Origin of the sequence: Streptomyces sp. AC555_RSS877 (assembly GCF_019049245.1) — a bacterium.
Lineage (GTDB): Bacteria > Actinomycetota > Actinomycetes > Streptomycetales > Streptomycetaceae > Streptomyces.
The window spans coordinates 158,807-182,679 of the sequence record NZ_JAGMUK010000052.1; the positions used below are offsets into that span (position 1 = coordinate 158,807).

Genomic DNA, 23,873 nt, shown 5'->3' on the forward strand with positions numbered 1-23,873 from the left:
CATGCGCCGCGTACTCCTCACACCGTTGTTGGCGGTATCCCTGACCGGATGCTCGCTCCTCGGCCAGGGCACACCGTGCACCGAAGCCGACGCGGACTCGCAGGTCTCCGCTGTTTGGAAGCCCGCCGACTTCGGCGGCGGCCCGAACGAGGCGAAGGTCCGGCTGTGCGTGGACGACACCTGCGAGGAGCGGACATCGGGCAGCCCGGACGACCCGTTCGCCTCGCTGTCGGTCCGACTCCCCGACGACATCGGTGCGTCCACCGTGCCGGTACGGCTCACCGTGACGTCCGTGAAGAGCGGTGACACGGTCGTCGAGGACAGCACCCGGGCCAAACTGACGGAGCAGCACCCCAACGGCACGTCCTGCCCGCCCACCACCTGGACGGCGACGTTCCGCGCCCACCCCGACAAGGGCCTCACCTCACCCGAGGGCATGAAGCTCCAGGGCTGAGCCCTCTACGCCCTCTACGCAAGCGCCCGTTCCCCCGGCACCATCGGGTGGGACGGGCGCTTCGCGCTGTTCTCCCGCCGCCCACCGTTACCGGCTCGCCAGCCGGCCCACGCCCGACGGGCCTCGCGGCGCCGGTTGTCGGTGAGCCTTCGAATCAGCTTCGACGGCTATGGGGCCGGTCCCTGGTGTCGTACTCCCGCCGGGCCTCCTCGACCGTGTCCAGGTTGACCGACCAGTCGGAGAGTGCGGCGAACATCGGTCCCAGGCTCCGTCCCAGTTCGCTGATCTCGTACTCCACCCGCGGCGGAACCTCGGGGTGGTACGTGCGCACGACGAGCCCGTCGCGTTCCAACTGCCGTAACCGCTCGGTGGACCGGGCACCGCGCACCGGGCACCGGTCGTCGTGCAGGCGCCGTCTAGGGTGCGGAGATGACGACCTCGCAGACCTACCTCTCCGAACTGTTCTCACTGGACGGCCGGGTCGCCGTGGTGACAGGCGGCAGCTCCGGTATCGGCCGCGCCATCGCCGGCGCCCTCGCACGGGCCGGGGCGAGCGTGGTGATCGTGGCGCGCAGGGAGCCGGAACTGGCCGCCACGGTCGACGAGATGACCGCGGCCGGCTGCCGGGCGGCCTGGGTGAGCGCCGACCTGAGCACCCGCGACGGGGTGCGCGTGGCGGCGGACCAGGCAGCCGACGTGTTCGGCGAGCCCGACATCCTCGTCAACAGCGCCGGGATCAACCTGCGGCCGCCGATGGACGAACTGGGTGACGAGGTCTGGGACACCACGATGGCCGTGAACCTGGAGGCACCCTTCCTGCTGGGCCGGCGCTTCGGGCCCGGCATGGCCGAACGGGGCTTCGGACGGATCATCCACATCACCTCCCAGCAGGCCCACCGCGCCTTCGTCCACAGCGGCGCCTACGGAGTCTCCAAGGGCGCACTGGAATCCCTGGCCCGCTCCCAGGCCGAGGCCTGGTCCCCCCACGGCGTCACCGCCAACACACTGGTCCCGGGCTTCGTCATGACCCCCCTCAACACCCGCCTCTCCTCCGACCCGGAAAAGGTGGCGGCGCTGGCCGCCCGCACGATGATCGGCCGCAACGGCCTGGCCGAGGACTTCGCGGGGGCGGCGGTGTTCCTGGCGGGGCGGGGGTCGGGGTATGTCACGGGGCAGTCGATCTTTGTGGATGGGGGGTTTTCCGTGCACTGAGCGGGACCTCGCCGGAGATGCCTGAAGTTCGACCTGGTCGAGCAGGGCTCTGATCAGCAACAGCCTGGCCGCGTCGGTGGGCGGGTTTGCCTAGGCCGGTCTGAGCCGAGGGTGCGGCTGGTTTAGTGGCGCCTGTCCGGCGAATCTCGTCTCACGGCCGCCAGAAGGTTGGTGCACAGAGGGTTCGGGTCGTTTCTTGCGCCAGGCGACGGCGACCCGTGTGTGGGCGGTGCCGGGTTCGACACTGGGGAAGGCAACGCCTTTGAGGCAGTAGGCGAGAGCCTTGGCGATCAGATCCCGGGCGGCGTCTCCGTAGGAGGCAGCGCTGCTGAAGGCGTGGAACGCGCCGGTGCGCTGGGGCCGCGAAATTCTTCAGCTCCTGCCGGAGCGTCTCCAGTGCCTGCTCGGCTCCGAGAGCCTTCGCCCGATCGGCCACCCGAGCTGTTACGGCCGCGATCACGCCGCTCACCGGCCCTGTTCCTCCTGCTTCGACCGAGCCGTGAGGTCAATGCCCTCCTGCACGGCAGTGTCAAAGTCGGGATCCTGGTAGAGGCGGATCCTGCCCCCGTAGTCGACGATCACCGTGGCAACAGCGTTGAGATCCGTGTCGGACGATGCCTCCAACGCACGCTGAAGATCTGCTTCAAAGGACTCCCGGTCACCCGGAAAGCCATGCCCGGACCGAAGAGCAGCTCGAATGTCACCGATGGTCTTCAACGACAGCGTCGCAGGCCCGGGCGTCTCCACGTACTGTGCGCTCACGATCGTCAGCTCCTTGCTGTCTGCTGTCCCAAGAGGAGTGTCCTACGGCGGAAGGGGCCGCTGAGGAACCTCTCGTCAGTGCGCCAGACGCGAAGGCGCTCGGTGCGCCGTTACTAAGTGAGTACGGTTCCTGGCTCACGCTTGGAGCCCCGGCAGCACCATCCGACCGGTCATCAACACATCGTGGTTGGCGAAGAGCGAGTCGAGTACGAACCTCCGACAGATGTACGCCGTCCAGCTCGCGCCCAACAGATCGGTGTACGCATTGACCGTTCGCGCGCGGCTCGCCTGCGTGAGAATCCACTGGGCCTGGGCATGGCGTTGCTGATGGCCGCCGAGATCGCAGGCAAGGCGCCACAGTTCTTCACCATCGCCGCCCGCGTCGACGACGGTGACGAGTCCGATGTCACCGAGGCCACGCTCGTCGCTGGACTGGGTGGTGTAGGCGACGCGGAGACCTTCGAGCGGGAAGACGGTCACGCGGCTGGTCGCGGTCAGCTCGGTGAGGGACAAGGGGACGGGGTCCGTTCTGGCACAGGGGAGGGCGGACTGACCGGGGAGGCCGGCCCGCCCATTCCGTGGGAGGGGGTCAGCAGCAGGGGCCGTCGCCGCAGCAGGCAGGCGGGTTGCAGTCCGCGGCCGTGCCCCACAGCCGTTCGTCGACCTCGAATCCGGCGGAACGGATCCTGTCCACGACGTCGACCATCAGCCCTCGCGTGCGGACCTTCGAGTTTGGCTGGTGATGCAGGAAGTAGCCGAAGCTCCTCTCGCACCAGTCGGCGTACCAACCGGTGTGCAGGATGAGCGTGTGCCAGCCCGGATCGACCTGCTGGGACGGCGCCATGGCCGCGCCTTCACCGGACGAGCCCATGACGAAGACCATGGCGAGCGCCTGGTCGACGACTCGGTCGGCGACGCAGCGCTCCAGGCCGTACTCCTCGGCGCAGAACGCGGCGAGCATGTCGAACTCGGCGTCTGTGACGAGGGATCGGCCGGTGCGGACTCCGGTGACGGCGGCAGTGGTCACTGCGTGGCCCCCCTCGCACTCGCGCTGCTCCTGGGTGGGGTTGGCCCAGGAGGCATCTCGGGCCCTGACGGCGTTGTTTGCAACACAGATTCACCTCGTCTTTGGAGAACCCTCGGGTGGTGGACCTCTCCTGAGTGCCGCAGGCCTGCCGCGTGCTTAGGGAGAGGGCTTACACACCGCCGCGCAACGTGACGCAGTCCCGTACGCAGCGGGAAACATTCGACGACTGGCCAACTGCCACCTGGTCGGAGCGTTGGAGTGGCCGGGTATTCCTCGCAGGCGGAGAGGAGGAGGGCCTACCGCAAGCGGCTCACAACCGCGTGCCGATCGCGATCCGGTCTTTGCCGGCCAGCCGCAGCATCGCCTGCAAAACGATCTTCAAGCGGCGCTCGTCGAGGTACTCAACAGCGGCGAGATGGCTCTGCCGCACACCCACGATCGACAGCACAAGCCCGAGAAACGCACGCTCTTCGTCGTCAAGCCCCAGCGTGTAGAGGCGTCCGGCCATGCCCTCCCACCGGCAGGTCATAACGCCACCCCGCTTGGTCACGAGCGCTGCACGGACGTTGTCGCGGTTGAGGAGCTTCGCCTCTTCGACGAGGGCCTGTACTGCGCTCCGGTCGCGGACGCCGGTCGCTGACTGTACGAGGAGCTCACCGAGCGTCGGGGCATCGGGTTCGTCGGCCTCTGCGCCTGACCAGGCGGAGGTAGTCGTCATCAGAGCGTCTCCGCAAGAACTCGTCCGCCCAAACCGAATGCGGCGCCGAGCGCTGTGGGGTCGGTGAGGCGGCCTGATCCGCTCGGGCGTTCCAGCCATGCGCGCTCGTCGATTGTGTGCAGAACCGGCGGGCAAGCGAGGATCCAGCCGGTCGGGTGCACTGTCAGCTGTCGGACGTTGTCCAGTTCGCCGCCGAGGCTTGGGGACAGGAGCCACCAGGCCTGGTCAGTCGCAACGTCCACCAGGACGGGGCCGAGTCGCTGGCTGCTCACGTCTTTCATTGCCCTGACAGACCTGAGCAAAGGGCCCTCGGCTACGCGCCAATGCTCGCCACTCGGGATGAGAGCGAATCCATGGGCATCCCACGCGCGGCGCGCGGCAGTGGGATTTCGAGTGCAGGACAGGAGCCAGTCCTGGCCTGCCTGCCAGGTTGACTGGGTGGGCTTCGTGACCATGGCAAGGACGTTAGATGGCACGATTGCGCGCCTGTGTCGCGATTGCGCGCGATTGCGCATTCGGGTCCGGCGCTTGCTGTTGATTGTCTACGGCAGGTCCAGAGACGCCCTCGCCCGGCCGATCAGACGGCGTGCGGGCGCCCCGTACTCGGCGGAATCAGCGAGCCAGTCCCACGCACGCTCGTACAGCTGTATGTCGTCCTCGCCAGTGAGCCACAGCTCTTCGCTGATCGTCTCGATGATGACTAGCCTGCGGTCGTAGATCCAGAAAGCATGCGGAGCCGTACGGCGCAGTTGTGCGCCGAACGGGAGGATGCCGAGCTCAATTCGGCGCTGGCCCACCAGGTTGTACAGCCGGTCCAGCTGCTCCGCCATCACGTCCGCAGGGCATGAGCGGTGGTACAGGGCCGCCTCGCACACCAGGAAACGGAACGTCTTCGCAGGGTCGTACAGCGACTCCTGGCGACGCATCCGGGCCTCGACGGCGGCCTCGGTGGTCGCGGGGATGCCCCGGAACTCGGCATTGGCGTCGAAGATGAAGCGGGCGTACTCCGGGGTCTGGAACAGCCCTGGAACACGCGATACCTCAAGCCCTCGGATCGCCTTCGTGGCATCGGTCTGACGGACGGCGATCTCCTGGCGACCGCGGTGTCCGCCGGCCAGCTGACGCCGCCAAGAGCGGTGGCGCTGCTTCATCTCCAGCCCGGCCCGCAGCCCTTGGAGCTCAGCTTCACAGTCGGGTCGGCCGCAGGCCTGCGCCCACGCGGTCAGGTCAGCAGAGGCCGGAGTCTGCTTGCCGTTCTGAAGCCGGGAGACCTTCGAGGGCTGGCAACCGAGCTTGGCGGCGAGATCTTTGCCTTCCAGGCCGGACTCGGTGCGCAGCTCGCGCAGCCGCGCGCCGAGGGCTTCTCTGGCGGTCTGGTAGTCCGTGCTCACACGGTGGAACGTACCCGCCTGGCAAACTCTTCGGTACGGACGGAATGGTGCCAGGCTGCGTCCCGCGCCTGGCATGCGGCGAGGACTTCGGCGGGGTCCTCAGTGACGTACACGCCCATCGTGGTGTCGTCGTCATCGAAGGCGAAGCGGGCGAGGATTTCGGAGTCGAAGAGCCAGAAGTCATAGTCCGGCAGTCGCAATCCCTGCGCCTGGGCGCGGCTCAGGTTGCGGATGTCCTCTCCCGCGGCAACGTTGCTTGGCGCGCTCGCAAGGAGGAACTTCTGTCCCTGGGTCAGCGGTTCGTCGACCAGGCGCACGCGCTCGAACCGCTTGCCTTGCGCCGTCTGAGCACGGACGTTCTCACGCCAGGCGTTGTCCGGGTCTCGAGCGATGTCCTGGCCCGCGAGGAATCGGGACCACTTTGGGCTGTTGCGATCAGAGGCGTATTCGCGGCGGGACTCAAGGCGCCAGGCGGTGTGCTTGAAGTCGCGGAAGAGAGGGGCGATCGAAGAGAACGGCTGAAGCTCGGGCGCATCGCTCCTGGGCGCGTAGCGGGTCAACAGGCTCCGCGGCACCCGGACGAAGGTCTCGGACTCCTTGACGTCCCGCAGCTGCACGAGATGCTCCGGGTCCGTCTCCCGTTCGCCCTGGACGAGGATCTCGTCCGTTCCTTCGATGTCGTACAGCGTGGGGCAGTCACCGTCGTCGCTGGTGGTACCGATGAACCTGAGAGTCATGTAGCCCTCCGTGTGTGCCCGCTGGACGTCCAGGATGCGGGTCCGGGACCGGCCTGTGTCTCAGGATTGCAGCGGATTGCGCCTTCTGTGAGGTCAGCTGGGATTGCGAGCAAGCAGTCATGGCTCAGGTCCCTTCACATCGAAGACCTCGCGGGAGGTTCCTTGGCATTGGCTTCACCCTTGCCAACTACAGTTTGCTTAGACCGAGTACAGATCAAGGGAGCCGTACCAGGGAACGAACTAGTCTGCGAAACTAGGGTAGTTGGCGAGGCTCGTTAGGCCCTTGGACCACCATGTGAGAGGTGCGGAGTAGCGTGGCGAATGATGACATGCCCGAGTGGGATGACGTAGACGGCGAAGAAGAGGACACGACCGCATCAGTGACATCTGAAGAGGTCACGCGGGCCGTTGTTACGGACACGGACTGGACCGCCGAAACGATTCTCAGTCAGTTGCGTCGAGGAAACATTCAACTCAATCCACGTTTCCAGCGTCGAGATGCCTGGAACAAGCCTAGGAAGAGTCGTTTCATCGAGTCTCTTGTCCTTGGCCTGCCAATCCCCCAGATCGTCCTAGCTGAAGATAAAAATCGGCGCGGAAAATTCATCGTGCTGGATGGAAAGCAGCGACTGCTAGCTCTCCGGCAGTTCGCGGCGGGCTCGTCTTTTGCGGCATCGGCAGAAGAAGAGGACTTCAAGGGATTTTCACTCACGGGTCTTGAGGTTCGTGAAGATCTGCGGCTTGCTACACTTCGAAAGATGGAGGAGGATGACAGTTATGTCGACGATCTAAACTCCCTCCTTAATGAGACTATTCGAACTGTGGTTGTCCGCCGTTGGCCTAACGAGGATTTTCTGAACCTCATTTTCCTCCGACTTAATACAGGCAGTGTAAAGCTGTCTCCTCAGGAGCTTCGACAGGCTCTTCACCCCGGCCCGTTTACCGACTTCCTGGACGATTGCGCGTCTGAGAGTGAGTGGCTTCGAGCTGCTCTGCGTATTGATAAGCCGGACTTCCGAATGCGTGATGTGGAGGTGCTGCTTCGATACTTCGGGTTCCACTTCACTCTGGATGACTATACAGGGAATCTCAAGAAATTCCTTGACGATACAGTCAATCTTCTCAATGCTCAGTGGGAAAAAGAAGAGGGTCGGATCAAGCAGGTTGGGGATAACTGCAACGATTCCATCGAGGCAACGTTCAAGGTTTTCGGGGATAATGCGTTCTATCGCTGGGCCGGTGGGAAGTATGAAGGGCGCTTCAATCGGGCCGTGTTCGATGTAATGACCTACTACTTCTCCGATGAGGCTGTACGAGCCAAGGCCTCCTCTCGCGCATTGGTCGTTGAATCGGCCTTCCGCGAGCTCTGCGATACCAATCAACGTTTTGTCGAGTCGATCCAGACTACGACGAAAACTCCGCTCGCGACCCATCGACGTCTTTCCCTTTGGGGTGAGGCTCTTGGCGAAGCGATCGACATGCAACTGCGTGTACCTGAACTGCGCGACAACCGTCTCGTTCCCTAGGGGTTCGGATGGCTTCCGCGCGATTTGAGGAACTGGAGAAGCGGATCAGGGAACTGCGGCAGAATTTCCTGCCGCAGGACTTTGATCCTACGGGGGACTATGAAGATCTCGTCTACGAGCAGACGCGCGCTTTCAGAGTCCTGGCGCACGCAGAGTTCGAGTCTTTTATAGAGGATCGTGTCATCGAGGTTATAGACCAGGCAGTCGCCGGCTGGAAGTTCAGTGGGTCGATAGCGATTAGCCTGCTGGCGGTTGTGGCGTACAGGGAATCGGCTCCAGCTATCCCTGAGTCTCTAAGTGAGGCCGCCGCCAGACCGGCAAAATATCCTGCGTTGGAGGCCCGGATAGAGGCTGCCCGAGCCGATATGCATCGCTACGCCAGAAAACAAAACCACGGCATAAAAGAGAAGAACCTTCTCCGACTGCTCCTACCGATTGGTCTGCGGGAGGCAGATATCGACTCGGGATGGCTCAGTGCGACTGAGACTTGGGCGACGGCTCGAGGTGATGCTGCTCATAAGGGAGCAAAGATGCAGGTTAAGCCCGATCCGCAAAATGAGCTAAAAATAGTCAATGTGGTTCTAGATGGATTTCGGGATCTCGATATCCAGATGGATAGTAAGTAGCGAGTTCGGAGATTCGCGAGGGTGTGATATCCAACGTTACCGTCGGTGCGTTGGATGTCACAGAAACTCTCGGTGTGAGTTGCCGGGTCAGGGGCGGCTTCAACTCTGAGTTTCGGTCTCGAAATCCGACGTTCGCCCGATCTGCAAGGCATGCGTGAAGGCATGCCAGGCCTGCTCCCGAACAAGGATCACGGGACCACTGACGATCTTCGAGTCGCGTATGAGAGTTCCGTTCCTCGTCCGTGCACACTCGACACACTCTGTTCCGCTGCCCCCGCTGTAGGAGGACTTGAACCACAGGTGTGTCGAGGGCGACGTCATCAGGACTCCTTGCTTATACGGTCGACAATCTCCGCTGAGCTCTCGAGATCGAGTGCCTGCGCGCTGAGGTACTCGAACGCCAATCTATAACGCTCCAGTTCTGGCTGCTTCTCCATGAAGAGGCCGCCGCTGAGCAGGTCGACGTATACGACGTCTAGATCCGAAACCGGCCCTCGGAGCATGACGAAGCTGCCAACTGCCGCCGCATGCGCTCCCGTCGAGAAGGGAAGCACTTGTACAGTCACGTGCGGGCGCTGCGCGAGGGCAAGTAGGTGGCGGAGCTGCTCACGCATCACCTCGCTGCCCCCGACTCGGCGTCGGAGCGCCGCCTCGTCGATCACGCACCAGATGTGCGGCGGCTCATCTCGATCGAGGAGTTCCTGCCGCTTCATGCGGATGTCGACCATGTGCTGTACTTCCCGCTCCGGGCAGTGCACCTCGGAGGCTCGGTGAATGGCCTCAGCGTAGGCGCGGGTCTGGAGGAGGCCAGGGATGTACATGCATGCGTAGTGGTCTTCGCGAACGACCTCGTCCTCAAGCGTGAGCATGAGGTTCATCGACTCGGGGATGGGGTCGGCGAGTGATCGCCACCAGCCCTGGATCCTGGCGGCCTTTGCGAGCTCTACGAGGGCGAGGCGCTCGTCCTCAGAAGCGCTGTACTCGCGGCAAAGGGCGTCGACAGCCGGCCACTTGACTGTGCCCTCCTTGGTCTCATAGCGGCTAAGGGTCGCCTTCGAGATGCCGACGCGTGAGCCTGCCTCCTCCAGGGTCAATCCCTTACGTTCGCGGAGACGGCGAAGGTCGGCGCCTAGTTGGCGCCTTCGCGTTGTGGGTCCAACTGCCATTACTGCAACCCTTCGTGTCGATCCAGCAGATCGTCCTGGTTGCCCCGGGGAGACGGCAAGGTGGCGCGCGCCGGGGGCGCTCGTGGTGTAGTCGCACCACCAGAGGCGCGATATGAGAGTTCCATTTTGAGAGTTCCAATGCAACCCTATGTGTGCGGGTGACCGCAGATCGCAACTCAGGACACCGGTAGAGGAGTTGAGGGATGGACTGCATCGCGGGCATCTCAAGGAAGCCTTGGAGCCTCCCCTTCGCGGCAGCACCGGAAGAGGTGGCAGCGCTGCGGCGCATCATGAGGCTTCACTTGGGACTGTGGGGACTGCATCACGTCGTCGACACCGCTCAACTCTGCGTCAGCGAGCTCGTGTCCAATGTCATCAATCATGTAGGCGCCGGCACCCCCACTACTCTTGCCGTCTCGATGAGGGGAACGCGAGTACGGATCGAGGTCCACGATCCAGACACCCGCGCCCTGCCGACCCTCGTTGACGGTGCGCTGGAGGCCGAGTCCGGTAGGGGGATGGCGTTGGTTAGTGCTGTCACTAGCCGTTGGGGCGTCCAGCTCCAGGCCGATCAAAAAGTGACGTGGTGCGAGCTGGAGACGGGGCTACGTTCAGCTGACGGTCACTCTGGAGGGCTTCGCGTGAATCGAGTCGAGGCTCTACTGAGCCTGTACGGGCGTGAGCGGGCGCAACCGCGGCTACAAGCAGTTGGCCCGCTGAGCGTGGCGGTGGCGGAGGAAAGGGCGATCGACGTCATCGCCGACGTCCTTCACTGGCTGAGAGCTCATGGATGCGACGCCGACGAGGCTCTCGATCGTGCGCAGACCCACTTCGAGGCAGAGGCCTCGGAAGTCGAAGTATGCATCATTAAGTGATTGGAATTGGTGGATTTGGGCCATCGGAAGTCAGGGAAATGCCTGGTCGCACCTGGCTTCGCTGGCCCAAGTCCTCCAATCAATCAAGTTCTAGGAGTTGGCTAACTTGCTGTGATCGTCGCATACGTCCATACATCGGCCGGCAGTTCGTGCTCCAGTTGCCACGTGATCCCCATCGGCTTGCTGCCCTTGTGCTCCTTGTAGGTCGCGGGTCCCAGGAGCATCCACGGCTGAGACTTGCCGATGTCGGTGTTCTTAAAGCGGCGCATGAACAGGAGGACGTGGCTGCCCTGCTCTGCGTGCTGCTGGTAGCGCAGCCCCGTCCGAGAGTTTTCTGCGGTCGCGTTCTGGGATTCCCAGTGGAAGAGCGTGGGACTCAGGGCGTAGTCCTTGTAGCGAACCGTGGGGGAGAAGTCCCTCTCGTTCTTCTCCAAGGTGATGAGGAGGGCATCGGTCTTGATCTCCTCAACCCACTGGACGCCCTGCGCGAAGGAGCGCGGCATCTGACCGCCGAAGCGCGCTACGCCGAGAGCGGCCAGGATCTCTGAGCGGTTGTAGGAGCTGTGGACCTTCAGCGGGATGCGGCGGTGGCTATCCGGCAGGGTGATAGGGAAGTGCTCGGCCTGTTCCATGACGTGCGACAGCACCTGGCGGAGTTCGTCGCGGAACACCCGTTGGTCGCGTAGCGACTCGAGGCCTTGCCCGTAGCTCGTGAAGCCGCCCGCGTTGTCCCACAGATTGAAGAAGAGCATGCGGGCGTATACCTGACCGGTCGGGCTCAGCGTTTCGTAGGACGGAGCGTCGTCGGCGAGGAGGCTGAGATATGCCTCGGCCCGATCCGGGTCGTCAATATGGAGGAAGGCGTGGACGCGCTTGAGGAGAGCGGCTTCTCCGGAAGGCGCGGGGTCCTTGACGGAGCCCGCCCTCCGAAGCACGGTCGTCCACGAGTTGTCGCTCTTGTACAGCTCCTTGATCTCACGCCGACTCTCGCGGAGATAGTCAGCCAGCTGCTGCGTGTCGTACGCCTTCACCTCGTTGACCAACGTCTTGACCGTGGCACCAAGTTGGGCGCGGATGTTGTCGAGTACGAGGTCCTTGGACTTGCCTTCCAGGATGATCTGGCATCCGGAGGGAAGCTGCGGGAAGTCATGCTTGATGTGATCGACGAGCCGGTTGCGAGACAAGTTCGTCAGGGCCCGGAACTGCTCCTCGAAGCGGAACTCCGCCCTGTGCTGGCCGATGAAGTCAAGGACGGTGAGCACTGGCTTGGACTCGGTGCGGCGCAGTCCACGGCCAAGCTGCTGGAGGAAGACGGTCGCGCTGTTGGTGGGACGCAGGAGTAGCAGCGTGTCGACGTCAGGGATGTCGAGGCCCTCGTTGAACAGGTCGACGGAAAAGATGACTTGGAGCTTGCCGTCGCGCAGGTCGGCAAGTGCCTGGGCGCGCACGCCGGCCGGCGAGTCGCTGTCCAGGGCCACCGCTTGGAAGCCGACTTCACGGAAGAAGCCGGCCATGAAGTGAGCATGGGACTTAGTCACGCAGAAGCCCAGGGCTCGCATGGCTCCAGGGTTGGAAACCTTGTCCCGGATCTGCTTGACCACGATGCGGGCGCGGGCATGGTTGCCCGTGTAGAGGTTCCCGAGGTCGGTCTCGGCGTAGGTTCCCTTGCTCCAACCAAGGTTCGTCAGGTCTGTGCCGTCTGGGATACCGAAGTAGTGGAAGGGACACAGGAGATCGTTCTCGAGGGCTTCCCACAGACGCATCTCAGCGGCAATGCGACCGTCGAAGAACTCGTCTTGGACGTTGAGCCCGTCCATCCGCTCGGGTGTGGCGGTGAGGCCCAGCAACTGCTTCGGTTTGAAGTGGTCGATGACCCGGCGGTACGTGGCCGCGGTGGCGTGATGAAACTCGTCGATGACGATGATGTCGAAGTGATCAGGGGCCAGTCGTTCCAAGTGCCGGACGTTGAGGGACTGGACGCTTGCGAAGACGTGATCCCAAGCCTGCGGTTCTTGGCCGCTGTGGAGCGGTTCTCCGAAGGAGGCGTTGTCGAGGACCTCCCGGTACATACGGAGTGACTGCTGGAGAATCTCCTTGCGGTGGGCCACGAATAGCAATCGCGGGTTCTCGGTGTCGTGCTTCTTCGAGAGGCTCCGATAGTCCAAGGCCGCCATTACGGTCTTGCCAGTACCGGTGGCGGCGACGAGGAGGTTGCGGTTTCGGTCGCGGATCTCTCGCTCGACGCGGAGGCGCTCGAGCATGTCCCGCTGGTGCGGGAAGGGGCGAACTTCGAGGCCGGAGAGATTGATCTTCAGGTCAGTTGGGGAGGTGCTGCCGCTTGCCTGTGCCAGGGCCTGATCGAGGCGTTCGCCGTGGTGGTCGGGGTCGTACGACTCGAAGGCGATGTCGTTCCAGTACGCGTCGAAGGTCGCCTCGAACTTATTGAGCACTGCGGGTGTGGCGATCGACGACAGACGTACGTTCCACTCCAGGCCATCGAGTAGCGCCGCCTTCGACAAGTTAGAGCTGCCGACGTACGCCGTGTCGAAGCCGCTCTTCCGGCGAAACAGCCACGCCTTCGCATGCAGACGCGTCGAGCGCAGCTCGTAGTTGACCTTGACCTCGGCGCCGAAATCGCGGACGAGCCGGTCGAGAGCATGGCGATCCGTGGCACCGATATACGTCGTCGTGATGACGCGGATCGGTACGCCCCGCTCCTTTGCGGCGCGTAGGGAATCCTCCAAGACCCGGATGCCGTACCACTTCACGAAGGCGCAAAGTAGATCGATGCGGTCGGCAGTGGCCAGCTCGGCCCGCAATTCGGCGCCCAGGCTGGGATCTTCCGGAGAGTTCGTGATCAGCGAGGTCTCGGAAAGAGGAGTGAGCGGGCGTATCGCATAGACACCGGGCGCCTCCTGCTCAGCGAGGGCAAGGAGCTGCCGAGGGCCATCAATGATGGTGCTTGTCGCCTCGCCATCGTGCTCATCAGGCGTTGCGGCGGCCAGGGACTGCAGGATGTGGTTGGCGGCCGCGACCTGCTTGCCATGTGGTAGCTGACTCAGCCTGCGTCCGACGGCTTCGCCGATGTGGCGCGCCAGGACATGAGGGGAGGACTCGGCGCTGACCTCGGCGTCGATGGACTTCCATCCGGCGGCTTCGAAGCGCTCGAGCTCGGCGTGTACGTCGTGGGTGATCAGCTTCTCGTAGACACCCGCAATCGGCTTCGACCGGCCCTCTGCTTCTGCCACGGCTGCTCCCCTGATCCCTCTTGGTTCTTGCGCACGGGCACTCGCGCCGACTCGTGCGGATGTGGATCTGTTTTAACAGCAGCCACTGACATTCGAAGGGTCTGTACCGAAAGGTGATCGTTTTTCGGGCGGTTGCCCGTCACGAAGGTGCCCTGACCAGTGCGGCGAATGAGCATCGCATGCCGTCAAGGTGCCGTTGGGCCGCCCGCTTCCTTGCAGTGTCGTGCTTCCAGGGCCCGCTTCAAGGGCGCTTTGCGTCGCCTGCGGCGATGGCCCTTCGGGCCACCCTTGACCCGGGCCGCTCCAGCACGGGTTTGAAGCGAGCGGGCGGCCCGGAAGGACGGGGCCCGCAGGTGGAGTGCCCTGACGTTGGTGTCCGGTTCGCCCGGCGAGAAGGAGCGCGGTCGCGCCTCGCCAGCACGCCGGGTCGGCTCAGCGGCTTGCGGCCGGGAATGGAGGTGGGGATGTCACGCCGCGTGGCACTCTCCATCAACCCGCCCCTTGAATCGGCCAGCTTCGATGCCGTTGCGGTGGCCTCGGTGGGAAGCCGCGGGAAGAGGCGCTCGCCAGATCACAGGAACGCCCACACAGCCAGCGCCACCCCGAACAAACACAGCGCCACACCGTTCACCACGTAGGTCCCCGGATTGAACGTCTTCTGAGTGCGCAGCACCACGACCCGCCGAGGATCGTCCGGGTCGTAAAGCGCCACCACCTCGAAGCCCACCCACAGAGAGTGCTGATCCGCGTTGAGCGGGGACCGGCGATACGTCTGACTCGTTGGGCCGGCCTGGTACCGGATCTGGGCGGGATGGAATGTGGCTCCCTCGCGGCGCGGTCCGCGGACGACCTCTCCCTTCGTGCGCGTACCTCGGACGCCGAGGAGCCGTACGCCCCTCCGCTCGCGGAGGCCGCGCCGGACGACACGGATCCCATAGGCGAGCCACCCGGTCGCGAAGAGAAGGGCGAACGTCAGCCAAGGCTGGGACATCGCACCCTCCCCAGTCGACGACCCTGGAACCAAACGCGGCTACGCACCGACTGCGTGGCACTCCCCATAGCTCCGCCCCGAACCACACCAACAAGCCGCCCCCCGCTGCGGCGGCCAAACCACAGCCCGCCCCCGCGCCGCCAGCGTCGTCGCGTACTGGGGTAGCAGCGCCGCGTCTTCCGGGGACGCGCCCTCCGAGGCCGCGAACGCCTCGTACGACGGGACGGTCCCCGTCACGATGCCCAGGTTCGGGGTCCCCGAAGAGGCGAGTTCACGCAGGGACGCCTCTATGGTCGCGAGGTGTTCCTCGTGGGAGGGGTACTCCGTTGCCAGGGACGGGTACGCCGACACCAGTTCTGCCAGTTCGCCCGCCGGCCAGTGCAGTACCGCCACCGGGAAGGGGCGGGACAGGGCCTCGCGGTGGGTGCCGAGTTCTGCTCGCAGCCTGGAGATCTCCGCGGCCAGCTCCGCCGGGTTGTCCGAGCCCAGGGACCAGACGCGCTTGGGGTCGTGGAGTTCGTCCAGGGAGACGGGGGAGGTGTGGAGGGTGTCCGCCAGGACGTCCCAGTCGTCGTGGCCGACGCCCAGCATGCGGCGGACCCGGTGGCGGCCGAACAGGAGGGGATGCGTCGAGTACGGGGGCTGCGCGTCCTCCGTGAGGAGCAGCTCCACCGCCTCCGTGAACGTCTCGTGCGCCGCCTCCAGCTCGTCGTGCGCTTCCAGTGCCTCCGCCACGATCACCCATGGGGCGGCCTCGCGCGGGAACGCCGCCCGGACGCCCTCGATGATCGCCCTGGCCTCGGCCTCGTGGCCGTACTCCCAGAGGTTCGAGGCTTTCAGGGCTCGTACGAGAAAGGGGTCCTCCAAGCCCTCCGGTGACGACAGCAGGCGGTCGTAGAGGGTGCTGGCGGCGGGGCGGTCGCCGGCGAGTTCCAGGTGGGCCGCTGCCTGCAGCAGCAGGGCCTCGGCGTCCTCGGGATACAGGCCGGCGGTCCGCTCCAGGCGGGCCGCTTCAGCGGTGTGGTCGACGTTCTCGGCAGGCGTGTCGGGGCGCATGCATGACACCGTACTGCCGGGCCCTGGCAAAGGGAGAGGTATCCCCAGGCCAGCAGGCGGATCGGCGGCTCGTGGATCGGCGGAGTGGGTTCCGGCACGTCCGGCACGTAACGGCACGTCCCGCTCGTACCGGCTCGTACCGGCTACGTCTCGCACGTTCCCTCCCGGGGCTCCGGGGCTCCGTGGTCCCGGAGCCCCGGAGGTGTGAACGTCCCCTCTAGATCGTCACGCCGTCGATCTGCAGCGTCTGCACCGCCTTCGCCGCGAACGGCACCGCCACCGACTTCCCGCTCAGCCGCGTGTCCGAGTACGCCCGGTACTTGTCGCCGCCCGTCGTGACCGTGTTCCAGCGCGGGACCAGGCCGCCCGAGCCGCCCGTCACCGTGGTGAAGCGGGAGAGGTCGAAGGTGAGGGTCTGGGCGGAGGTGGAGGTGTTCACCGCCACGATCACCAGGCGCTTCGCGGCCGCGTCGTAGGCGGCCGCCGCGTAACCCACGCCCGTGTCGATGATCCGCATCCCGGGACGGATGTGGCGGCTGAACTGCGCCATGACGTAGTACTTCGTCTGGACCGTCGTCGGCTGGAGCGTGTTCTGGTCGTACGCGATCATCGCCCAGCCCGCCGTCGGGTCCATCACCTGCCAGTAGACCCACGCCGTCGGGTGCAGCCAGCGGAAGTCGAGGCAGAGGTTCGACGCCATGGTGAGGCCCGTGCCGTCGCTGTCGCCCGTTTCCGAGTTCCACAGCTTCTTGCCGGACGTCGTGACCACGTCCGTGTACAGCAGGTCCCGGCGGCCGCCCGAGCCCTGGTAGCCGTGCACGTTGACCTGGCTGACCAGGGCCTTGGTGGAGGAGTTGAAGGCGGCCCAGGTGGAGCGGGCGGTGTCGTAGTTCGTCTCGTCGGACGCGGTGATGCGCATGCCGTTGAGGCCGCGCTTGTCGAGTTCGCTGCGCATGTAGGGGAGTACGGCGGCCTGGACCGCGGGGTCCATGTGGCAGCCCTCCTGGGTGCCGGTGGCGGTCCACCAGGACGCGGCCGGCTCGTTGAAGGGGTCCACGGTCGCGAAGTTCACGCCCCAGTTCGACTTCGCGCGCTGGGCCACGGCCGCCAGGTGGGAGGCGTGCTGGCGGTAGTTCCAGGTCTGGAGGTTGTTGCCGCCGCCCGACGCGCCCGACGGGTTGTGGTTGGAGCACATCCACCACATCGGGGAGTTCGCGAAGAGCTCGGACACGGCGCCTCGCTGCGTCGCCTTCACCAGCATCGCCCGCTGGTTCGCGTCCGCCGACCAGTTCCACGCCGAGGACGCCGGGTCCTCGTTGTTCCAGTCCTGCCAGAAGCCCTCGATCTGCTTGAAGGCGGGGATGTTGGGCGACTCCACCATCGTCTCGCCGCCGACGCTGTTCCAGCTGCACGCGCCCAGGTTGTAGCGGGCGATGTTCATGCCGAGGCCGGGGAGCGTCGTCCCGTTGTACGACACCGACTTGGTGGTGAAGAAGGCGTCGGCGAAGTCGTCCCGCGCGCCGAACACGTTGGCCCACCAGGCGAGGGAGGTACCCCAGCCCTCCCACGTTCCGTACGAGGTGCCGGGGTTGACGGCGATGGTGGCGTCCGCGCGTGCGGTGCCGGTCGCCAGGGCGCTGCCGAGGAGCGTCCCGCCCGCGGCTGTGAGCAGTGTTCTACGTCGGATCATGGCATCTCCGATTCATCGACGACCGGTCCCTGAACCGGAGTCGTGGCCTGTCCCCGTTCGTGCCTCGACGAAGCATCGGGTGTGGTGTGTGGGGTTGTCGAGGGTTGTGACAGCCCTTTTCTCAACCTGTGGAGGAAGGTGTGCGAGGTACCGAACGCGGGGCTCCGGCCGGCAGCCTGCTGTCGGCGGTCTGCGATCCGCTCGTCTCCGTGCGGCCCGGACAGGCCACCCCACGCCGAGCCCGATCAGGTATAACCAAGGGCAGGACAAGCAGACGTACAAGCAGACGTACAAGCAGACTCACGAGAGGAGGGCCCGCCCCATGATCCGCAGCCTGGCGCATCTGCGTCCCGCAGCCCTCCTGCTGATCCTCTTCCTGGACGTCGTGCTGCTCGACGCCGGCAGCCTCTCCGCCACCGTCGCGCTCGCCGCGACCGCCGCGGCCGGTTCCGCGTTCGCCGCCTGCTCGCTCCTCGCCTCCCGCTCCGCGCTCGCCGTGCCGCCCACCCGGGTGCGTACGGCCATCCGCGACCGCGCCCGCCGTACGGCGTTCCTGCCGCAACGCGACCCCGACGCGAGGGGACGCACCCGGCCCCGAGCGCCGGGGCACGCCCTCCCGACGACCGTCGCGTAGGGCATCAGCCGCACTCCACCGCCGCCCCGCGCGGGTCGTCATGCCGTCGTTCATCACCCGGCACGACGAGACCCCCGGAGGGCTCACCCATGTCCGTTTTCGCCGATCTGGTCCGGCACCTCGCCGACCTGCTCCAGCCGCTGTTCGGCGCGACCGCGGCAGCCGCCGCGATCGTCCTGTTCACCGCGTTCGTACGACTCCTCGTGCATCCCCTGTCCCGGGCCGCCGCGCGGGGACAGAAGGCCCGGGCCGCGCTCCAGCCGAAGGTGGCGGAGCTCAGGAAGAAGCACGAGAAGGATCCAGCGAAGCTCCAGAAGGCCGTGATGGAGCTGCACGCCGAGGAGAAGGTGTCGCCGCTGTCGGGCTGCATGCCGAGCCTGTTCCAGCTGCCCGCGTTCTTCCTCCTCTACCACCTGTTCTCCAACACGCGGATCGGCGGACAGGCCAACGAACTCCTCTCGCACCAGCTGCTCGCCGCGCCCCTCGGCGACCGCTGGACGGACGCGCTCGGCGACGGCGGGGCGTTCGGGGCCGCCGGGCTGGTGTACGTCGGGCTGTTCGCGTTCGTCGCCGTGGTGGCCGTGTTCAACTTCCGCCGTACGAAGCGGATGATGGCCGCGAATGTGGCGGTGCCGGCGCAAGGCGCGGGGCCGGTGCCCGGGATGGGTGCGATGACCAAGGTCATGCCGTTCATGTCCTTCTTCACGCTGTTCACCGTGGCGGTGGTGCCGCTGGCGGCCGCGCTGTACGTGGTGACGAGCACGACGTGGAGTGCGGTGGAGCGGGCGGCGCTGTACCGCTGAGTCCCCCAGCGCCCGGGCCCGGGTCCCGGTCCAGTCCGTGAACCGGGTATTGCGGACTGGACGCCGACCTTGGACGATCTACCAGTCATCCGATGGCTGCACCCGTCGGTCGACGTGCCCGCGATCGAGGGAGATGGTGACCATGAAGCTGCTGCGAGTCGGTACGGCGGGATCGGAGCGGCCCGCGCTGCTCGACGCCGACGGGACCCTGCGGGATCTGTCCGGCGTCGTGCCGGACATCGACGGACCGCTGCTCGCCGACGAGGACGCGCTCGGCCGGATCCGCGCCGCCGCCGAGGCGGGTTCGCTGCCCGTGCTGGACGCCACCGGGCTGCGGGTCGGACCGCCGCTCGCACGGATCGGCAAGATCGTGTGCATCGGGCTGAACTACCACGACCACGCGCGGGAGACCGGGGCCGAGCCGCCCGCCGAGCCCGTGATCTTCTTCAAGGCCGCGGACACGGTGGTCGGGCCCTACGACACGGTGCTGGTCCCTCGCGGGTCCGTGAAGACCGACTGGGAGGTCGAGCTGGCGGTCGTCATCGGGCGTACGGCTCGGTACGCGCAGTCCACGGAGGAGGCGCTGGGATGCGTCGCCGGGTACGCCGTGGCGCACGACGTGTCCGAGCGGGAGTTCCAGATCGAGCGGGGCGGGACCTGGGACAAGGGGAAGAACTGCGAGACGTTCAACCCGCTGGGACCGTGGCTCGTGACGGCGGACGAGGTGGCCGATCCGCAGGATCTGTCGCTGAAGCTGTGGGTCAACGGCGAGCTGAAGCAGGACGGCACGACGGCCGAGCAGATCTTCCCCGTCGGGGAAGTGGTGCGGTACGTCAGCCAGTTCATGACCCTGTATCCCGGTGACGTGATCAATACCGGGACGCCGGCGGGCGTGGCGCTCGGGGCACCCGAGCCGAAGCCGTTCCTTCGGGCCGGTGATGTGGTGGAGCTGGAGATCGAAGGGCTCGGCCGGCAGCGGCAGGAGTTCAAGGACGCCTAGCGCTCCGCGGGGGCGCCGGGGAACTGCGGGTGCGTTGTCGGCTGCGCGTTGCCGGTGGCTGGTCGCGCAGTTCCCCGCGCCCCTTCAGGCCAGCAGGTCTCCGAGCCGACGCCAAGCTGCCCTCGGCAGCGCGTTCCTCGGCTCGTCGTCCACCAGCTGCAACGCCACATGGTCCGCGCCCGCTTCGTAGAACGCGTCGATGCGGGCGCGGACCGCCGTCTCGTCGCCCCATGCGAACAGCGCGTCGACCAGACGGTCGCTGCCGCCGTTCGCGAGGTCGTCCTCGGTGAAGCCGTGGCGCAGGAAGTTGTTCGTGTAGTTCGGGAGGCCGAGGTACGGGGCGAGGAACTCGCGGGCCAGCGTGCGGGCGCGGGTCGGGTCCGTCTCCAGGACGACCGCCAGTTCGGGGGCCAGGAGCGGGGCGTCGCCGAGGATCTTGCGGGCGTACGCGGTGTGCTCGGGGGTCACCAGGTACGGGATCGAGCCGGCGGACCGGTCGCGGGACAGTTCCAGCGTCTTCGGACCGAGGGCCGCCAGGAGCCTGCGGTCCGCCGGAACGCCCGCCGCGTCCAGCGCGTCGAGGTGGGCGACCAGGGCCGAGTAGGGGCGTCGGTACTGTTCCGCGACCTTGGCGTGGCTGACGCCGAGGCCCAGGACGAAGCGGCCGGGGTGGGCGGCCTCCAACTCGGCGAAGCGCGCGGCGCTGTCGGCGGCCTCGTGCTGCCAGATGCTCTGGATGCTGGTGCCGACCGTGAGCGTCGAGGTCGCCTCGACCAGCGGTGCGGCGTTGGCGGCGGAGCTGTTGCCGCCCAGCCAGACGGCGCCGTACCCCAGGTCTTCCAATTCGGCCGCGGCCTCGGCGAGTTCGCCGCGCCGGGCGGGGTCCTCCGAGCGCAGACCGACGCTCCAGACGCCGTACCGTCCGATGGATTCCTTCAGGGCGTCACTCATGGGCCGTTCCCTCCGGTCGGTGTGCTGTACAGCGGTGCCAACCGGAGGGTGCCCCGAGATCATCCCCTCAGTGACGGGTCACTGCTTTGACGGTCTGACCGGTTACTGGTTGAACGGTCTGACCAGTCACTGGTTGGCCGCTCACAGGCCCAGGAACTGCTCCAGTGCCTCCACGACGAACCGGTGGTCCTGCAACTGCGGCAGCCCCGAGACCGTGACCGCGCCGATCACGCCGACGCCCTCCACGGTGATCGGGAAGGAGCCGCCGTGGGCCGCGAACTCGTCCGGGTCCAGGCGGGAGGACTCCTCGAACGTCGTGCCCTTGGCGCGGCAGCGGGCGCCCACCAGGTAGGAGGCGGAGTTGTAGCGCTCCACGACCCGGCGCTTGCGGGTGATCCAGGCGTCGTTGTCGGGGGCGGAGCCGGGCAGTGCCGCGTGGAACAGCTGCTGGCCGGCGCGGTGGATGTCGATGGTGACGGGGGCCTGGCGTTCGCGGGCCAGGTCGACGATGAGGGAGCCCAGCGCCCATGCGTCGTCGTACGTGAACTGGCGGAAGACCAGACGGCGTTCCTGCGCCTCCAGCTCCTCCAGGGGCGGGGTGAGCTCCGGGTGGAACTTCGGGGTGATCTCCTGGTTGTGCGTCTGGTTGCGCGACTGATTGTGCGACTGGTTCTGCGTCACAGCGACACCGCCACTCCGTCACGGGCCGAACGGCGCGCCGCCTCCAGTACGTCGAGGGCGGCGGCCGCCTCCAGCGCGGTCACCGGGTTGGGACCGCCGTCGGCGAGGGCCCTGGCCACGGCCGCATAGTAGGCCGGGTAGTCGCCGGGAAGGGTCGGTTCGGCGCGGCCGCCGCCGGTCAGCGGGGACTCTCCGGCCCCGACCAGGCCCCACAGCGACTCGGGCTCCCAGCCCCAGTCGGCGGTCCGGCCGGGGCGCCTGCCCTCGCGCAGGTCCGCCTCCTGCGGGTCGAGGCCGTACTTCACATAGCCCGCCTTCGAGCCCAGCACCCGGAAGCGGGGGCCGAGTTGGGCGGTGGTCGCGGAGGCGTACAGGTGGGTGCGGACCCCGCTGGTGTGCGTGATCGCGATGAACGTGTCGTCGTCCGTCTCCGCGCCCGGGCGGCGGACGTCCGACTCGGCGTACACGGAGGCGGCCGGACCAAAGAGGACCAGCGCCTGGTCGACGAGGTGGCTGCCGAGGTCGTAGAGCAGACCTCCGATCTCTGCCGGGTCGCCGGACTCGCGCCAGCCGCCCTTCAGTTGGGGCCGCCAGCGCTCGAAGCGGGACTCGAAGCGGTACACGTCGCCCAGCTCGCCGTCCGCCAGGAGCTTCCGCAGGGTCAGGAAGTCGTTGTCCCAGCGGCGGTTCTGGAAGACGGACAGGAGCAGGCCGCGCTCCTCGGCGAGGGCCGCCAGCTCGCGTGCCTCGGCGGCCGTGCCCGCGACGGGCTTGTCCACGACGACGGGCAGGCCGGCCTTCAGGGCGGTGGTGGCGAGCGGGACGTGCGTCTTGTTCGGGGACGCGAGGACGACCAGGTCCAGCTCGTCGGCCCGGTCGAACAGCTCGTCCGGCGAGGCGACCGGACGCACGTCCGGGAACTCGGCGCGGGCCTGCTCCTGCCGCTCGGGGTTCGAGGTGACGACCGTGTCCAGGGCGAGGCCCTCGGTCGCGGCGATCAGCGGGGCGTGGAAGACGGAACCGGCGAGGCCGTAGCCGACGAGGCCCACGCGGAGAGGGGTACCAGGAGTCTTGCGTCCAGTCATGGCCTCCACTTTCACAACGCTGTTGCCAAAGTGCAAGCGCGGGGAAGAATGGGGGTGTGAACAGGACGAACGGCAGGGCGTACGGCAGCGGGCCCGGGGGCGCGAATCTGCTCGCGCTGCGCAGCCACAACACCGCGCTGGTGCTCGACCTGCTGCGCACCGCGGGCCCGGACGGCATCAGCCGCCTCGAACTCGCCGAGCGGACCGGCCTGACCCCCCAGGCCGTCAGCAAGATCACCGCCCGGATCCGGGAGGAGGGGCTGGCGACGGAGGCCGGGCAGCGTGCCTCTACGGGCGGCAAGCCGCGCACGGTCCTGCGGCTGGTACCGGGGGCCGGACACGCGATCGGGATCCATCTGGACCGGGACGAGTTGCGCGCGGTCCTTGTCGACCTGAACGGGACCGTGGTCGGCGAACGCCGGGCCCCGCTGGACCTGGGCGCGGGTGCGGAGGCCCTGGTGGGGGCGGTGTCACGGGAGGCGGACGGCTTGGTGGCCGAGGGACTCGAACCCTCTGGCGTGGCGCTCGCCCAGGTCGCCTCCCTCCTCGGCATCGGCGTCGCTCTCCCCGGTCCCCTCGACCACGCCCGGGGCATGCTGCACCGGGTCACCGGGTTCCCCGAGTGGGACGGTTTCCCACTGCGGTCCACGCTGATGCGGCGGCTCGGGGTGCCCGTCGTCGTCGACAAGGACACCAACGCGGCGGCGCTCGGACTGGCCGTGGCGGGACAGGGCGGCGGGGGCGGATCCTTCGCTTATCTCCACCTCAGTACGGGGCTCGGCGCCGGACTCGTGATCGGCGGGGTCGTGCACCGGGGCACGCGGACCGGCGCGGGGGAGTTCGGACACCAGGTCATCCAGCTGGACGGGCCGCGCTGCGAATGCGGGAACCGGGGCTGCATCGAGACTCTGTGCCTGGGCGCGGTGGCCCGCGGCGAGATCGGGGAGGCGGCGCGGGTACTGGGCGAGGGCGTCGCGAACCTCGTCGGGCTGCTGGACATCGACCTCGTGCTGCTCGGCGGTCGTACGATCACCGCGACGCCGGATGCCTTCGTACGAGGGGTCGCCATCGTTCTCGACGCCCGCGCCCGGGGTTCGCTGCCGGTGCCGGTGCGGGTTGCCTCCGGCGGGGTTGCGGAAGGGGCGGCTCAGTTGCTGCTGGCGCCGTTGTTCGGGCGGGGGGACGGGTGACGGCGGTCCGACCGCGTCGGTCCGTGCGGGTCGGCTGTGGGTGGGCGGGG

25 protein-coding genes and 1 pseudogene are annotated in these 23,873 nt (G+C 66.7%); 9 read left to right on the forward strand and 17 right to left on the reverse strand.

Annotated features, from left to right (window positions below; all coding sequences use genetic code 11):
* The first annotated feature begins 1 nt into the window (after position 1).
* On the forward strand, positions 2–454 hold the full coding sequence (locus KUM49_RS22710) for a hypothetical protein (RefSeq protein WP_217238736.1): 453 nt from the start codon (positions 2–4) through the stop codon (positions 452–454).
* A gap of 154 nt (positions 455–608) precedes the next feature.
* On the opposite strand, the pseudogene KUM49_RS22715 reads toward KUM49_RS22710, so the two are convergent.
* A pseudogene (locus KUM49_RS22715) lies at positions 609–824 on the reverse strand (winged helix-turn-helix transcriptional regulator); the annotation flags it as partial.
* Positions 825–883: 59 nt separating this feature from the next.
* Here KUM49_RS22715 and KUM49_RS22720 point away from each other — a divergent pair.
* Positions 884–1,666, forward strand: a complete 783-nt coding sequence (locus KUM49_RS22720) for an SDR family NAD(P)-dependent oxidoreductase (RefSeq protein ID WP_217238738.1) — start codon at positions 884–886, stop codon at positions 1,664–1,666.
* A 465-nt stretch (positions 1,667–2,131) separates the two neighbouring features.
* On the opposite strand, the gene KUM49_RS22725 is transcribed toward KUM49_RS22720, so the two are convergent.
* From KUM49_RS22725 to KUM49_RS22755, 7 genes are all read right to left on the reverse strand, one after another.
* Complete coding sequence (locus tag KUM49_RS22725) at positions 2,132–2,428, reverse strand: hypothetical protein (protein WP_308406703.1); 297 nt, start codon at positions 2,426–2,428, stop codon at positions 2,132–2,134.
* Between the two features lie 135 nt (positions 2,429–2,563).
* Positions 2,564–2,941 carry a hypothetical protein gene (locus KUM49_RS22730; RefSeq protein WP_217238739.1) on the reverse strand — a complete coding sequence of 126 codons (378 nt, stop codon included), beginning with the start codon at positions 2,939–2,941 and terminating at the stop codon, positions 2,564–2,566.
* Between the two features lie 76 nt (positions 2,942–3,017).
* Positions 3,018–3,389, reverse strand: coding sequence for a hypothetical protein (locus KUM49_RS22735; RefSeq protein ID WP_254401648.1), 372 nt, complete (start codon positions 3,387–3,389; stop codon positions 3,018–3,020).
* Between the two features lie 376 nt (positions 3,390–3,765).
* Positions 3,766–4,173: a hypothetical protein gene (locus KUM49_RS22740; RefSeq protein WP_217238741.1), complete on the reverse strand. Its 408-nt coding sequence runs from the start codon at positions 4,171–4,173 to the stop codon at positions 3,766–3,768.
* Entirely contained in the window at positions 4,173–4,628 is a 456-nt protein-coding gene (locus tag KUM49_RS22745; protein ID WP_217238742.1) for a hypothetical protein, read from the reverse strand. The genes KUM49_RS22740 and KUM49_RS22745 overlap by 1 nt, the downstream gene beginning before the upstream one ends.
* An 87-nt stretch (positions 4,629–4,715) precedes the next feature.
* Positions 4,716–5,564, reverse strand: coding sequence for a helix-turn-helix transcriptional regulator (locus KUM49_RS22750; protein WP_217238743.1), 849 nt, complete (start codon positions 5,562–5,564; stop codon positions 4,716–4,718).
* A complete protein-coding gene (locus KUM49_RS22755; protein WP_217238744.1) occupies positions 5,561–6,301 on the reverse strand; it encodes a DUF6879 family protein in 741 nt (246 codons plus the stop codon). Before KUM49_RS22755 ends, KUM49_RS22750 begins: the two co-directional genes overlap by 4 nt.
* Positions 6,302–6,615: 314 nt before the next feature.
* Here KUM49_RS22755 and KUM49_RS22760 point away from each other — a divergent pair, with 314 nt between their 5' ends.
* Together KUM49_RS22760 and KUM49_RS22765 are read left to right on the forward strand one after the other, a co-directional pair.
* Positions 6,616–7,827 carry a DUF262 domain-containing protein gene (locus tag KUM49_RS22760; RefSeq protein WP_217238745.1) on the forward strand — a complete coding sequence of 404 codons (1,212 nt, stop codon included), beginning with the start codon at positions 6,616–6,618 and terminating at the stop codon, positions 7,825–7,827.
* Positions 7,828–7,835: 8 nt separating this feature from the next.
* A complete protein-coding gene (locus tag KUM49_RS22765) occupies positions 7,836–8,453 on the forward strand; it encodes a hypothetical protein (RefSeq protein ID WP_217238746.1) in 618 nt (205 codons plus the stop codon).
* Positions 8,454–8,552: 99 nt separating this feature from the next.
* Here the strand turns inward: KUM49_RS22765 and KUM49_RS22770 are convergent, their stop codons facing one another.
* On the reverse strand, positions 8,553–8,774 hold the full coding sequence (locus KUM49_RS22770) for a DUF397 domain-containing protein (RefSeq protein WP_217238747.1): 222 nt from the start codon (positions 8,772–8,774) through the stop codon (positions 8,553–8,555).
* Positions 8,774–9,619: a helix-turn-helix transcriptional regulator gene (locus tag KUM49_RS22775; protein ID WP_217238748.1), complete on the reverse strand. Its 846-nt coding sequence runs from the start codon at positions 9,617–9,619 to the stop codon at positions 8,774–8,776. The genes KUM49_RS22770 and KUM49_RS22775 overlap by 1 nt, the downstream gene beginning before the upstream one ends.
* A 203-nt stretch (positions 9,620–9,822) precedes the next feature.
* On the opposite strand from KUM49_RS22775, the gene KUM49_RS22780 reads away from it, so the two are divergent.
* Entirely contained in the window at positions 9,823–10,494 is a 672-nt protein-coding gene (locus tag KUM49_RS22780; RefSeq protein ID WP_217238749.1) for an ATP-binding protein, read from the forward strand.
* Between the two features lie 101 nt (positions 10,495–10,595).
* Here the strand turns inward: KUM49_RS22780 and KUM49_RS22785 are convergent, their stop codons facing one another.
* The 4 genes from KUM49_RS22785 to KUM49_RS22800 form a co-directional block, all read right to left on the reverse strand.
* On the reverse strand, positions 10,596–13,742 hold the full coding sequence (locus tag KUM49_RS22785; protein ID WP_217238750.1) for a DUF3427 domain-containing protein: 3,147 nt from the start codon (positions 13,740–13,742) through the stop codon (positions 10,596–10,598).
* Between the two features lie 571 nt (positions 13,743–14,313).
* On the reverse strand, positions 14,314–14,733 hold the full coding sequence (locus tag KUM49_RS50750; RefSeq protein WP_374200190.1) for a DUF3592 domain-containing protein: 420 nt from the start codon (positions 14,731–14,733) through the stop codon (positions 14,314–14,316).
* A 39-nt stretch (positions 14,734–14,772) separates the two neighbouring features.
* A complete protein-coding gene (locus KUM49_RS22795) occupies positions 14,773–15,789 on the reverse strand; it encodes an SEC-C metal-binding domain-containing protein (protein WP_217238752.1) in 1,017 nt (338 codons plus the stop codon).
* 217 nt (positions 15,790–16,006) lie between these two features.
* Complete coding sequence (locus tag KUM49_RS22800; protein ID WP_217238753.1) at positions 16,007–17,479, reverse strand: glycoside hydrolase; 1,473 nt, start codon at positions 17,477–17,479, stop codon at positions 16,007–16,009.
* Between the two features lie 322 nt (positions 17,480–17,801).
* On the opposite strand from KUM49_RS22800, the gene KUM49_RS22805 reads away from it, so the two are divergent.
* The 3 genes from KUM49_RS22805 to KUM49_RS22815 all read left to right on the forward strand — a co-directional run bounded on the left by KUM49_RS22805 (position 17,802) and on the right by KUM49_RS22815 (position 19,916).
* Positions 17,802–18,113, forward strand: a complete 312-nt coding sequence (locus KUM49_RS22805; protein ID WP_217238754.1) for a DUF6412 domain-containing protein — start codon at positions 17,802–17,804, stop codon at positions 18,111–18,113.
* Between the two features lie 89 nt (positions 18,114–18,202).
* A complete protein-coding gene (locus KUM49_RS22810; RefSeq protein ID WP_217238755.1) occupies positions 18,203–18,916 on the forward strand; it encodes a YidC/Oxa1 family membrane protein insertase in 714 nt (237 codons plus the stop codon).
* A gap of 142 nt (positions 18,917–19,058) precedes the next feature.
* Positions 19,059–19,916: a fumarylacetoacetate hydrolase family protein gene (locus KUM49_RS22815; protein WP_217238756.1), complete on the forward strand. Its 858-nt coding sequence runs from the start codon at positions 19,059–19,061 to the stop codon at positions 19,914–19,916.
* Between the two features lie 84 nt (positions 19,917–20,000).
* On the opposite strand, the gene KUM49_RS22820 is transcribed toward KUM49_RS22815, so the two are convergent.
* The 3 genes from KUM49_RS22820 to KUM49_RS22830 form a co-directional block, all read right to left on the reverse strand.
* Positions 20,001–20,867 carry an LLM class F420-dependent oxidoreductase gene (locus KUM49_RS22820; protein ID WP_217238757.1) on the reverse strand — a complete coding sequence of 289 codons (867 nt, stop codon included), beginning with the start codon at positions 20,865–20,867 and terminating at the stop codon, positions 20,001–20,003.
* Positions 20,868–21,008: 141 nt separating this feature from the next.
* Positions 21,009–21,548, reverse strand: a complete 540-nt coding sequence (locus tag KUM49_RS22825; RefSeq protein ID WP_374200191.1) for a heme-degrading domain-containing protein — start codon at positions 21,546–21,548, stop codon at positions 21,009–21,011.
* Positions 21,545–22,633: a Gfo/Idh/MocA family oxidoreductase gene (locus KUM49_RS22830; protein ID WP_217238758.1), complete on the reverse strand. Its 1,089-nt coding sequence runs from the start codon at positions 22,631–22,633 to the stop codon at positions 21,545–21,547. Before KUM49_RS22830 ends, KUM49_RS22825 begins: the two co-directional genes overlap by 4 nt.
* 56 nt (positions 22,634–22,689) lie before the next feature.
* Here KUM49_RS22830 and KUM49_RS22835 point away from each other — a divergent pair, with 56 nt between their 5' ends.
* Entirely contained in the window at positions 22,690–23,823 is a 1,134-nt protein-coding gene (locus KUM49_RS22835) for an ROK family transcriptional regulator (protein ID WP_217238759.1), read from the forward strand.
* Positions 23,824–23,873: the final 50 nt, after the last annotated feature.